11 protein-coding genes are annotated in these 11,754 nt (G+C 54.4%); 9 read left to right on the top strand and 2 right to left on the bottom strand.

Annotation, left to right across the window (positions count from 1 at the left end):
* The first annotated feature begins 10 nt into the window (after window positions 1–10).
* Entirely contained in the window at window positions 11–910 is a 900-nt protein-coding gene (locus FD428_RS21140; protein ID WP_012131171.1) for a carboxylate/amino acid/amine transporter, read from the top strand.
* Here FD428_RS21140 and metR read toward each other — a convergent pair.
* Entirely contained in the window at window positions 798–1,751 is a 954-nt protein-coding gene (gene metR, locus FD428_RS21135; RefSeq protein ID WP_071258139.1) for an HTH-type transcriptional regulator MetR, read from the bottom strand. The genes FD428_RS21140 and metR overlap by 113 nt on opposite strands.
* A gap of 248 nt (window positions 1,752–1,999) precedes the next feature.
* On the opposite strand from metR, the gene metE reads away from it, so the two are divergent.
* On the top strand, window positions 2,000–4,261 hold the full coding sequence (metE, locus tag FD428_RS21130; protein ID WP_012131174.1) for a 5-methyltetrahydropteroyltriglutamate--homocysteine S-methyltransferase: 2,262 nt from the start codon (window positions 2,000–2,002) through the stop codon (window positions 4,259–4,261).
* A gap of 96 nt (window positions 4,262–4,357) precedes the next feature.
* Here metE and FD428_RS21125 read toward each other — a convergent pair whose 3' ends face one another.
* Window positions 4,358–5,167, bottom strand: a complete 810-nt coding sequence (locus FD428_RS21125) for a dienelactone hydrolase family protein (RefSeq protein WP_049009834.1) — start codon at window positions 5,165–5,167, stop codon at window positions 4,358–4,360.
* Between the two features lie 258 nt (window positions 5,168–5,425).
* Here FD428_RS21125 and udp point away from each other — a divergent pair, with 258 nt between their 5' ends.
* The 7 genes from udp to tatB all read left to right on the top strand — a co-directional run bounded on the left by udp (window position 5,426) and on the right by tatB (window position 11,752).
* Window positions 5,426–6,187 carry a uridine phosphorylase gene (gene udp / locus FD428_RS21120; protein ID WP_012131176.1) on the top strand — a complete coding sequence of 254 codons (762 nt, stop codon included), beginning with the start codon at window positions 5,426–5,428 and terminating at the stop codon, window positions 6,185–6,187.
* A 139-nt stretch (window positions 6,188–6,326) separates the two neighbouring features.
* Window positions 6,327–7,754, top strand: coding sequence for a DNA recombination protein RmuC (rmuC, locus tag FD428_RS21115; protein ID WP_024130102.1), 1,428 nt, complete (start codon window positions 6,327–6,329; stop codon window positions 7,752–7,754).
* Between the two features lie 94 nt (window positions 7,755–7,848).
* Entirely contained in the window at window positions 7,849–8,604 is a 756-nt protein-coding gene (ubiE, locus tag FD428_RS21110) for a bifunctional demethylmenaquinone methyltransferase/2-methoxy-6-polyprenyl-1,4-benzoquinol methylase UbiE (RefSeq protein ID WP_012131179.1), read from the top strand.
* A 13-nt stretch (window positions 8,605–8,617) separates the two neighbouring features.
* Window positions 8,618–9,223 (top strand): ubiquinone biosynthesis protein UbiJ, encoded by a 606-nt coding sequence (gene ubiJ / locus FD428_RS21105; protein WP_047459960.1) that lies wholly within the window; start codon window positions 8,618–8,620, stop codon window positions 9,221–9,223.
* Window positions 9,220–10,860, top strand: a complete 1,641-nt coding sequence (gene ubiB / locus FD428_RS21100) for a ubiquinone biosynthesis regulatory protein kinase UbiB (RefSeq protein WP_012131181.1) — start codon at window positions 9,220–9,222, stop codon at window positions 10,858–10,860. Before ubiJ ends, ubiB begins: the two co-directional genes overlap by 4 nt.
* 73 nt (window positions 10,861–10,933) lie before the next feature.
* Window positions 10,934–11,200 (top strand): Sec-independent protein translocase subunit TatA, encoded by a 267-nt coding sequence (gene tatA, locus FD428_RS21095; protein ID WP_012131182.1) that lies wholly within the window; start codon window positions 10,934–10,936, stop codon window positions 11,198–11,200.
* Window positions 11,201–11,203: 3 nt separating this feature from the next.
* Window positions 11,204–11,752, top strand: coding sequence for a Sec-independent protein translocase protein TatB (gene tatB, locus FD428_RS21090; protein ID WP_012131183.1), 549 nt, complete (start codon window positions 11,204–11,206; stop codon window positions 11,750–11,752).
* Window positions 11,753–11,754 lie beyond the last annotated feature (2 nt).

The following is an 11,754-nucleotide window of genomic DNA, read 5'->3' as shown; positions in this document are numbered from 1 at the left end:
GACATCCATTGTGGCGCTACTCATCATTACCACTATCCTGTGGGCCTTCTCCTTTAGCCTGTTCGGCGAGTATCTCGCGGGTCATGTTGATAGCTATTTTGCGGTGCTGGTGCGTGTTGGGCTGGCAGCGCTGGTGTTCCTCCCGTTTCTGCGTACCCGTGGGCATAGCGTAAAAACCATTGGCCTGTATATGCTGGTGGGAGCGATGCAGCTTGGCATTATGTATATGCTGAGTTTCCGCGCCTATCTCTATCTGACGGTCTCCGAACTGCTGCTGTTTACCGTCCTCACGCCGCTTTATATCACGCTGATTTATGATTTGATGAGCAAGCGTCGCCTGCGCTGGGGTTATGCCTTCAGCGCGTTGCTGGCGGTCATCGGCGCTGGGATTATTCGTTACGACCAGGTTACCGATCATTTCTGGACGGGGTTACTGCTGGTACAGCTTTCCAATATCAGTTTTGCCATCGGGATGGTGGGCTACAAGCGTCTGATGGAAACCCGGCCTATGCCGCAGCATAACGCGTTCGCCTGGTTTTACGTTGGGGCGTTTCTGGTGGCCGTTGTCGCCTGGTCTATGCTGGGGAACGCGCAGAATATGCCGGAAACGACGCTACAGTGGAGCATTCTGATCTTCCTGGGCGTGGCGGCGTCGGGTATCGGCTACTTCATGTGGAACTATGGCGCGACCCAGGTGGATGCCGGTACGTTAGGCATCATGAACAATATGCATGTGCCTGCGGGACTGTTGGTTAATCTGGCGATCTGGCATCAACAGCCCCACTGGCCGAGTTTTATTACAGGCGCGCTTGTGATACTGGCTTCCCTGTGGGTACATCGGAAGTGGGTCGCTCCGCGCTCCGTACAAACGGCAGATGGTCGCATGCGTGGTTCCGCGCCGAGCGAATAAACGCTTCAGTCACCGCCTGACGCTGCTCGCCATCGCGCACCGCAGCGTAGAGGCGGCTCCATAAACCGTCGCCCAGGGTTTTGGTGACGACCAGCCCCTGGCGTTCGAAACTCTCCACTACCCAGTGCGGCAGGGCGGCAATGCCCATTCTGGCGGCGACCATCTGAATCAGCAGTAGGGTGTTATCCACGTTTTTCAGTGACGGGCTGATGCCGGCGGGTTGCAGGAAATGCCGCCAGACATCCAGTCGGCTGCGCTGTACCGGATAGATCAACAGCGTCTCGCTGGCTAAATCTTCCGGCGTAATCTGCGCCTTACTGGCCAGCGGATGATCGGGCGCCAGCACCAGTCGTACTTCAAAATCGAACATCGGCGAATAGTGCAGCCCGCTGCGCGGCAGGATGTCTGATGTCATCACCAGATCCAGCTCCCCCTGTTGCAGCGCGGGCTGGGGATCAAACGTCACGCCGGATTTGAAATCCATCTCAACCTGCGGCCACCTGGCGTGGAAGTTTTCCAGCGCCGGGGTCAGCCACTGAATACAGCTATGACATTCAATCGCAATGCGTAATCGGGTCTGCTGTGGTTCGTTACAGGCCTGTAGGGCGCGGCTAATCTGTGGCAGTACCTGGTTTGCCAGTTGCAGGAGAATTTCCCCCTGTGGCGTAAAACGCAGCGGCTGACTCTTACGGACAAATAACCGGAAGCCAAGGCGCTGTTCCAGATCGCTGAACTGGTGAGACAAGGCGGATTGGGTCTGGTGCAGCGTAGCCGCCGCAGCCGCCAGCGAACCGCTATTCCGCAACGCCTGGAGCGTTTTCAGGTGTTTAATCTCGATCATGAAAGTCCTTCACTTCGGCATGAGTAAATTGCGCTTGAGGAATATACAGTACCTGCCAATTATAGATGTGTAAACATCTGGACGTCTAAAACTCGTCATATTTCGACTTGCAGATGCGTTGGCTTCCTCGCTTACCCCAGTCACTTACTTCAGTAAGCTCCTGGGGATGCGCATCGTTGCCGCCTTCCTGCAAGCCGAACTATTTAGAGTTTTTTATTCAGATTCAATGAAATAAGAGAGGAATAAACATGACAATCCGCAATCACACCCTCGGTTTTCCTCGCGTTGGCCTGCGTCGTGAGTTAAAAAAAGCGCAAGAGAGCTACTGGGCGGGCAACGCCACCCGTGAAGACCTGCTGGCAACCGGACGTGAACTGCGTGCGCGCCACTGGGATCAACAAAAGCAGGCGGGCATCGACCTGCTGCCGGTGGGCGATTTCGCCTGGTACGACCATGTTCTGACCACCAGCCTGTTGCTGGGCAATGTACCGGCTCGTCATCAGAACAGCGACGGCTCGGTGGATATCGACACTCTGTTCCGCATTGGCCGCGGTCGCGCGCCGACCGGTGAACCGGCTGCGGCGGCGGAAATGACCAAATGGTTTAACACCAACTATCACTATATGGTGCCGGAGTTTGTGAAGGGCCAGCAGTTTAAACTGACCTGGACTCAGCTTCTGGATGAAGTGGACGAAGCGCTGGCGCTGGGTCACAAGGTGAAACCGGTACTGTTGGGGCCGGTAACCTACCTGTGGCTGGGTAAAGTGAAAGGGGAGTCGTTCGACCGTCTGAGCTTGCTGAACGACATTCTGCCGGTCTACAAACAGGTACTGACCGAGCTGGCGAAACGCGGCGTTGAATGGGTACAGATTGATGAACCTGCGCTGGTGCTGGAACTGCCGCAGGAATGGCTGGATGCTTACAAGCCTGCGTATGATGCGCTGCAAGGCCAGGTGAAGCTGCTGCTGACGACCTATTTTGAAGGCGTCACGCCGAATCTGGATACCATCGCCGCGCTGCCGGTGCAGGGTCTGCACGTTGATCTGGTACACGGTAAAGATGACGTTGCCGAACTGCACAAGCGTCTGCCGTCTGACTGGCTGCTGTCTGCGGGTCTGGTTAACGGTCGCAACGTCTGGCGCGCCGATCTTACGGAAAAATATGCGCAAATTAAGGACATTGTCGGCAAACGCGACCTGTGGGTGGCCTCGTCCTGCTCTCTGCTGCACAGCCCGATCGACCTGAGCGTCGAAACTCGTCTGGATGCGGAAGTGAAAAGCTGGTTTGCTTTCGCGCTGCAAAAATGCGGTGAACTGGCGCTGCTGCGCGATGCGCTGAACAGCGGCGACACGGCAAAACTTGAAGCGTGGAGCGCGCCGATTCAGGCTCGTCGCCACTCCACCCGCGTGCACAACGCGGCGGTGGAGAAACGTCTGGCGGCGATTACCGCCCAGGACAGCCAGCGTGCCAGCCCTTATGCCGCACGTGCCCAGGCGCAGCGTAACCGTTTTAACCTGCCGTCATGGCCGACCACCACGATCGGCTCATTCCCGCAGACGACGGAAATCCGCGGCCTGCGTCTGGACTTCAAAAAGGGCAACCTTGATGCGAATCACTACCGTACCGGCATCGCTGAACACATCAAACAGGCGATCGTTGAGCAGGAGCGTTTAGGTTTAGACGTACTGGTACACGGTGAAGCTGAGCGTAACGACATGGTGGAGTACTTCGGTGAACATCTGGATGGTTTTGTCTTCACCCAGAATGGCTGGGTGCAGAGCTATGGCTCTCGCTGCGTGAAACCGCCGGTCGTCATTGGTGATGTCAGCCGCCCGGAACCGATCACCGTGGAGTGGGCGAAATACGCGCAGTCCCTGACTGATAAACCGGTGAAAGGGATGCTGACCGGCCCGGTGACGATCCTCTGCTGGTCATTCCCGCGTGAAGATGTGAGCCGTGAAACCATCGCTAAACAGATTGCGCTGGCGCTGCGTGATGAGGTTGCCGATCTGGAAGCGGCGGGAATCGGCATCATTCAGATTGATGAACCAGCACTGCGTGAAGGGTTGCCGCTGCGTCGTAGCGACTGGGATGCTTACCTGCAATGGGGTGTGGAAGCCTTCCGCATCAACGCTGCGGTGGCGAAGGATGATACCCAGATCCATACCCACATGTGTTACTGCGAGTTCAATGACATCATGGATTCTATCGCGGCGCTGGATGCGGACGTGATTACCATTGAAACGTCGCGCTCTGATATGGAGCTGCTGGAGTCGTTCGAAGAATTTGAATACCCGAACGAAATCGGGCCGGGCGTCTACGACATTCACTCGCCGAACGTACCGAGCGTAGAGTGGATTGAAGCCCTGCTGAATAAAGCCGCTCAGCGTATTCCGGCGGAACGTCTGTGGGTGAACCCGGACTGCGGCCTGAAAACCCGCGGCTGGCCGGAAACCCGCGCCGCGCTGGCGAACATGGTCAAAGCCGCGCAGAATCTGCGTCAGGCATAATTCGCTGCTCGGGAAGCGCTAGCGCTTACCCGGGTTACAGGAAATCGCAACTGTTGTAGGCCCGGTAAGGCGTAGCCGCCACCGGGCAATTAACGTTTATTTCTTCCCGCCGTACTGCGCAAACCACTCAAGCATTCTTTGCCAGCCATCTTTCGCCGACTCTTCATGATAGCTCGGACGATAATCCGCATTAAAAGCATGTCCTGCATCCGGGTAAACGACGATCTCCGCTTTGGCGTTTGCTGCGCGCAGCGCCTGCCGCATGGTTTCGACGGTATCCACGGGAATGCCAGTGTCCTGCCCGCCATACAGCCCCAGAACCGGCGCGTTCAGATCGGTCGCGATATCCACCGGGTGTCTGGGCGAGTTCAGGGTTTTGTCCCCGACCAGCTTTCCATACCATGCTACCGCAGCTTTTAACTGTGGATTGTGTGCAGCATACAGCCAGGTAATACGCCCGCCCCAACAAAAGCCGGTTATCATCAGACGATGCACATCGCCGCCGTTGCGGGAGGCCCAACTGGCGACGTGGTCCAGATCCGCCAGTACCTGAGAGTCCGGTACTTTGGCCACCAGACCGCTTAACAGCGTTGGGATATCGGCAAAATCATTCGGATCGCCTTCGCGGAAATAGAGTTCTGGTGCGATAGCCAGATACCCTTCCAGCGCCAGGCGGCGGCAAACGTCGCGAATATGTTCATGAACACCAAAGATCTCCTGCACCACAATGACAACGGGTAACGCGCCATCGTTCACTTTTGGCCGTGCGTGCCAGGCGGGCATCTCATCACCCTGAGTAGGAATAGATGTTACGCCTGCGATAATGGCGTCATCCGGGGTGTGAACCGTTGTGGTAGCAAGGGGGGAAGCAGCAGGTGCAAAGCCAGATTGTTGTGTCGTTGTCATGGTATTCTCCGTACCCTTAAGGAAATAGCGCAATGTTAAATATAGACAGCATGCAACAAATCACATTGCCTGAAACAGGCTATCTTTTGTGCAATGGTGCGCGGTATTGATATGTTTATGTGATTAACATCACTATTTTATGGTAATTCAATGCAATTTATTTACTTCATGGTGATGAGCGTCACGAAACTATTTTTAGCTCTTCGGTAAAGTGTCTTTTTGCTTCTTCTGACAAACCCGATTCACAGAGGAGTTTTTATGTCCAAGTCTGATGTTTTTCATCTCGGCCTCACCAAAAATGATTTACAAGGGGCTACGCTGGCTATCGTCCCTGGCGACCCGGAGCGTGTGGAAAAGATCGCCGCGCTGATGGAAAAGCCGGTTAAGCTGGCATCTCATCGCGAATTCACCACCTGGCGTGCTGAGCTGGATGGTAAAGCTATCATCGTCTGCTCTACCGGTATTGGCGGCCCGTCCACCTCTATTGCGGTAGAGGAACTGGCGCAACTGGGTATTCGTACTTTCCTGCGTATCGGCACCACTGGCGCTATTCAGCCGCATATCAACGTGGGCGATGTGCTGGTCACAACCGCGTCTGTACGTCTGGACGGAGCGAGCCTGCACTTTGCGCCGATGGAGTTCCCGGCCGTCGCCGATTTTGAATGTACGACTGCGCTGGTTGAAGCGGCGAAATCCGTGGGCGCGACCACTCACGTTGGCGTTACCGCCTCTTCTGACACCTTCTATCCGGGTCAGGAACGTTACGACACCTTCTCTGGCCGCGTCGTTCGTCGTTTTAAAGGTTCTATGGAAGAGTGGCAATCGATGGGCGTCATGAACTACGAAATGGAATCCGCCACGCTGCTGACCATGTGCGCGAGCCAGGGTCTGCGTGCCGGTATGGTGGCGGGCGTTATCGTTAACCGCACTCAGCAAGAGATCCCGAATGCGGAAACGATGAAACAGACCGAAAGCCATGCGGTGAAAATTGTCGTGGAAGCAGCGCGTCGTCTGCTGTAATTCTTCCCTTCCCCACGAAAGGCCGACGCGTTCGGCCTTTTCTTTTTGCGTAGCGCCTCGCAGGAAAACCCTTTCAAACTGGACGTTTATACAGCACAATTCTATTTTGTGCGGGTAATTCCTTGATGCAGGGGGCGTGGTGGATATCACAATCATTTTGTATGCCGTGTTGGCGCTGGCGGGTGTGGGGGTAGGCTGGCTGATCGCCAGTTATCAACAGGCGCAGCATAAGGCCGAACAGCTGGCGGAACGTGAAGAGATTGTGGCGTCGCTCAGCGCTGCAAGACAGCAGGTTGCGCTAAGCGAACACTGGCGCGAGGAGTGTGAACTGCTCAATAACGAACTGCGCAATCTGCGGGACATCAACACCTCGCTGGAAGCGGATCTGCGTGAAGTCACCACGCGGCTGGAGGCCACTCAGCTGCATGCGGAAGATAAAATCCGCCAGATGATCAACAGCGAACAGCGCTTAAGCGAGCAGTTTGAGAACCTTGCCAACCGCATCTTCGAGCAGAGCAACCGCCGGGTTGATGAGCAAAACCGCCAGAGTCTGAATAGCCTGTTAACGCCGCTTCGCGAACAACTGGATGGCTTCCGTCGCCAGGTGCAGGACAGCTTTGGTCAGGAGGCGCGTGAACGCCACACCCTGGCGCATGAGATCCGCAATCTACAACAGCTGAATGCGCAAATGACGCAGGAAGCGGTGAACCTGACGCGCGCGTTGAAAGGCGATAATAAAACCCAGGGTAACTGGGGAGAAGTAGTGCTGACGCGCGTACTTGAAGCCTCGGGTCTGCGTGAAGGTTATGAGTATGAAACCCAGGTGAGTATTGAAAATGACGCCCGCTCGCGTATGCAGCCGGATGTCATTGTGCGTCTGCCGCAAGGGAAGGATGTCGTCATCGACGCCAAAATGACGCTGGTTGCCTATGAGCGCTATTTTAACGCTGAAGATGAGTACACGCGCGAAAGCGCGTTGCAGGAGCACATCGCGTCAGTACGTAACCATATTCGCTTGCTGGGGCGCAAGGATTACCAGCAGTTGCCGGGGTTACGCACGCTCGACTATGTGCTGATGTTCATTCCTGTCGAGCCTGCGTTTTTACTGGCGCTGGACAGACAGCCCGAACTGATTACCGAAGCGCTTAAAAATAATATTATGCTGGTCAGCCCGACGACGTTGCTGGTGGCGTTGCGTACGATTGCCAACTTATGGCGCTATGAGCATCAAAGCCGTAACGCGCAGCACATCGCAGACAGAGCCAGCAAACTCTACGACAAGATGCGCTTATTTATCGATGACATGTCGTCCATCGGCCAGAGTCTGGACAAAGCGCAGGACAACTACCGGCAAGCCATGAAAAAACTCTCCTCAGGGCGTGGAAATGTGCTGGCGCAGGCGGAGGCTTTTCGTGAACTGGGGGTAGAAATCAAACGCGAGATAAATCCAGATCTGGTTGAACGTGCGACCTCGCAGGATGAAGAGTATCGTTTACGCGCGGTTCCTGAAGATCAACAGGATACGCCTTGTGCTGATGATGAGCGGGTAAATCAGCAATCGCACTAGTTCCTTCGGGGTAGCGGAGCCCGGTTGAAGGGTAGGGCAAATTGGCCCAATCTGTTACACTTCTCGAACATTTTATTGATGAGCAGGCACTGAGATGGTGGAAGATTCACAAGAAACGACGCACTTTGGCTTTCAGACCGTCGCTAAAGAGCAGAAAGCTGACATGGTGGCCCACGTTTTTCATTCTGTGGCGTCAAAGTACGATGTCATGAATGACTTGATGTCATTTGGCATTCACCGCTTGTGGAAGCGCTTCACCATCGACTGTAGCGGCGTACGTCGTGGTCAGACTGTTCTTGACCTGGCGGGCGGTACAGGCGACCTGACAGCCAAATTCTCGCGTCTGGTTGGCGAAACCGGCAACGTTATCCTGGCGGATATCAATGACTCGATGCTCAAAATGGGCCGCGAGAAGCTACGTAACATTGGCGTGATTGGCAATGTTAAGTACGTGCAGGCCAACGCCGAAGCGCTACCTTTCCCGGATAACACATTCGATTGCATCACCATTTCGTTTGGTCTGCGTAATGTGACGGAAAAAGAGAAAGCGCTGCGCTCCATGTACCGTGTGCTGAAACCGGGCGGGCGTTTGCTGGTGCTTGAGTTTTCTAAACCAATTATCGAGCCGCTGAGCAAAGCGTATGACGCATATTCATTCCACATTTTGCCGCGTATTGGCTCAGTCGTGGCGAATGATGCGGACAGTTACCGCTATCTGGCGGAATCTATCCGTATGCATCCGGATCAGGACACCTTAAAAGCGATGATGCAGGACGCCGGGTTTGAAAGCGTCGATTACTACAACCTGACGGCGGGCGTTGTTGCGCTGCATCGTGGCTATAAGTTCTGACAGGAGACCGGGGATGCCTTTTACACCCTTCGTGACCGCAGGAATCGAAAATCTGCTCAATACCTTTCTGTACCGTTCACCGGCGCTGAAATCCGCCAGAGCGCGTTTGCAGGACAAGGTGCTGCGTGTGGAGCTCAAAGGATTTTCGACGCCGCTCGTATTGGTGTTCAGTGAACGCCAGGTCGATGTGCTGGGGGCATGGGAAGGCGAGGCTGATTGCACGGTCATCACGCATGCCAGCGTGTTGCCTGAATTGCGCGATCGCCAGCGGCTTACCGCGCTTATTCGCAGCGGCGAGCTGGAGGTTCAGGGCGATATTCAGGTGGTACAGAATTTTGTGGCGCTGGCCGATCTGGCGGAATTCGATCCCGCAGAGCTTTTGGCGCCTTATACCGGCGATATCGCGGCGGAAGGGATCAGCAAAGTCCTGCGTGGCGGCGCTAAGTTTTTACGTCATAACATTCAGCGTCAGCAGCGTTATATCGCTGAGGCGATAACTGAAGAGTGGCGTATGGCGCCTGGGCCGCTGGAAGTGGCATGGTTTGCAGAAGAAACGGCAGCCGTTGAGCGTGCAGTAGACGCGCTGACTAAACGGCTGGAAAAACTGGAGGCCAAATGACGCCAGGTGAAGTACGGCGCCTTTATTTCATCATTCGCACCTTTTTAAGTTACGGCCTTGATGAGCTGATCCCCAAAATGCGTATCACGCTGCCGCTTCGGTTATGGCGTTACTCATTATTCTGGATGCCGAACCGGCATAAAGACAAACCGCTGGGTGAACGATTAAGGCTGGCTTTGCAGGAGCTGGGGCCGGTGTGGATCAAATTTGGTCAAATGCTTTCCACCCGTCGTGACCTTTTCCCGCCTCAGATTGCCGATCAGCTTGCGCTATTGCAGGATAAAGTTGCCCCTTTTGATGGCGCGCTGGCGAAAGCACAAATTGAAGAAGCAATGGGCGGCCTGCCTGTTGAAGAGTGGTTTGATGACTTTGACATCCAGCCATTAGCCTCTGCGTCGATTGCCCAGGTACATACCGCGCGGCTGAAGTCGAACGGTAAAGAGGTGGTGATTAAGGTTATCCGCCCGGATATTCTGCCGGTTATTAAAGCCGATTTAAAACTGATCTACCGTCTTGCCCGTTGGGTGCCGCGCCTGCTGCCGGACGGACGACGCCTGCGCCCGACCGAAGTCGTTCGCGAGTATGAAAAAACGCTGATCGATGAGCTGAATTTGCTGCGTGAATCGGCAAACGCCATCCAGCTACGGCGTAATTTCGAAAACAGCCCCATGCTGTATGTTCCCGAAGTCTATTCCGACTACTGTAGTCAGGACATGATGGTCATGGAGCGGATTTACGGCATTCCCGTTTCGGATGTGGCGACGCTGGAAAAGAACGGCACCAACATGAAGCTGCTGGCTGAGCGTGGCGTACAGGTCTTCTTTACCCAGGTGTTCCGCGACAGTTTTTTCCATGCGGATATGCACCCTGGCAATATCTTCGTCAGCTATGAGCATCCTGAAAATCCGAAATACATTGGGATTGATTGCGGCATTGTGGGGTCGCTGAACAAAGAGGATAAACGCTATCTGGCGGAGAATTTCATCGCGTTCTTTAACCGTGACTACCGCAAAGTAGCGGAACTGCATGTGGATTCAGGGTGGGTGCCACCGGATACCAATGTTGAAGAGTTTGAGTTCGCTATCCGCACCGTGTGCGAGCCTATTTTCGAAAAACCGCTGGCGGAAATCTCGTTTGGTCACGTTTTATTAAACCTTTTCAATACGGCGCGTCGATTTAACATGGAAGTCCAGCCACAGCTGGTATTGTTACAAAAGACATTGCTGTATGTTGAAGGGGTTGGACGCCAGCTCTATCCACAGTTGGATCTGTGGAAAACGGCGAAGCCGTTTCTTGAATCCTGGATTAAAGATCAGGTTGGTATTCCTGCGCTCACCAGAGCACTTAAGGAAAAAGCGCCGTTCTGGGTCGAAAAAATGCCAGAAATACCTGAACTGGTGTATGACAGTTTGCGCCAGGGCAAATATTTACAGCACAGTGTTGATAAGATTGCGCGCGAGCTTCAGGAGAATCATGTGCGTCAGGGACAATCCCGCTATTTACTGGGCATTGGCGCGACGTTGTTGTTAAGTGGGACATTCCTGCTTGTCAGCCGCCCGGAATGGGGGCTGATGCCTTGCTGGTTAATGGCCGGAGGCCTGGTCGCCTGGCTGATTGGCTGGCGTAAAACTCGCTGATTTTTTCATCGCTCAAGGCAAGTCGTGTATAATGCGACCTTAATAATTCATCATCTATCACAGAGGAACTCGTATGGGTGGTATCAGTATTTGGCAGTTGTTGATCATTGCCGTCATCGTTGTACTGCTATTTGGCACCAAAAAGCTCGGCTCCATCGGTTCCGATCTTGGCGCGTCCATTAAAGGCTTCAAAAAAGCGATGAGCGATGATGATGCAAAGCAGGATAAAACCAGTCAGGACGCTGATTTTACCGCTAAATCTATCGCTGATAAGCAAGGTGAAGCGCAAGGCGAAGCGAAGAAAGAAGACGCCAAAAGTCACGATAAAGAGCAGGTATAATTCGTGTTTGACATCGGTTTTAGCGAACTGCTGTTGGTATTCGTGATCGGCCTCATCGTTCTGGGGCCTCAACGATTGCCGGTAGCGGTAAAAACGGTAGCGGGCTGGGTACGCGCGTTGCGATCCCTTGCGACCACGGTTCAGAATGAACTGACCCAGGAGCTGAAGCTCCAGGAGTTCCAGGACAGTCTGAAGAAGGTCGAAAAAGCGAGCCTCCAGAACCTGACTCCAGAACTGAAAGCCTCGATGGATGAACTTCGTCAGGCCGCGGAGTCGATGAAGCGTTCCTACAGCGCCAACGATCCTGAAAAAGCGAGCGATGAAGCGCATACCATCCATAATCCGGTGGTGAAGGATAACGAAGCGCAGCATGAAGGGGTTACACCTGCCGCCGCTGAAACCCAGGCCAACTCTCCTGAGCAAACACCGGAAACGGCTGATGCCGGGCAGCCTGAACAGACGGAAGCCGCTTCCGTAAACGAGATGGACGCAGAAAAGAAATCCGCCGCGACTGTTGTCGAATCCTCCCCCTCGTCGAGTGATAAATCGTAAAC

The sequence above is a fragment of the Citrobacter sp. TBCP-5362 genome, assembly GCF_005406305.1.
GTDB lineage: Bacteria > Pseudomonadota > Gammaproteobacteria > Enterobacterales > Enterobacteriaceae > Citrobacter_B > Citrobacter_B koseri.
Note: the sequence above shows the minus strand (reverse complement) of the source record. Positions and strands in the feature narration are given on the sequence as shown.

Excerpts from the sequence above, each read along its gene's own strand:
- metR (WP_071258139.1), bottom strand. The coding sequence starts at position 1,751 with ATGATCGAGATTAAACACCTGAAAACGCTCCAGGCGTTGCGGAATAGC.
- metE (WP_012131174.1), top strand. The coding sequence starts at position 2,000 with ATGACAATCCGCAATCACACCCTCGGTTTTCCTCGCGTTGGCCTGCGT.
- FD428_RS21125 (WP_049009834.1), bottom strand. The coding sequence starts at position 5,167 with ATGACAACGACACAACAATCTGGCTTTGCACCTGCTGCTTCCCCCCTT.
- udp (WP_012131176.1), top strand. The coding sequence starts at position 5,426 with ATGTCCAAGTCTGATGTTTTTCATCTCGGCCTCACCAAAAATGATTTA.
- ubiE (WP_012131179.1), top strand. The coding sequence starts at position 7,849 with ATGGTGGAAGATTCACAAGAAACGACGCACTTTGGCTTTCAGACCGTC.
- ubiJ (WP_047459960.1), top strand. The coding sequence starts at position 8,618 with ATGCCTTTTACACCCTTCGTGACCGCAGGAATCGAAAATCTGCTCAAT.
- ubiB (WP_012131181.1), top strand. The coding sequence starts at position 9,220 with ATGACGCCAGGTGAAGTACGGCGCCTTTATTTCATCATTCGCACCTTT.
- tatA (WP_012131182.1), top strand. The coding sequence starts at position 10,934 with ATGGGTGGTATCAGTATTTGGCAGTTGTTGATCATTGCCGTCATCGTT.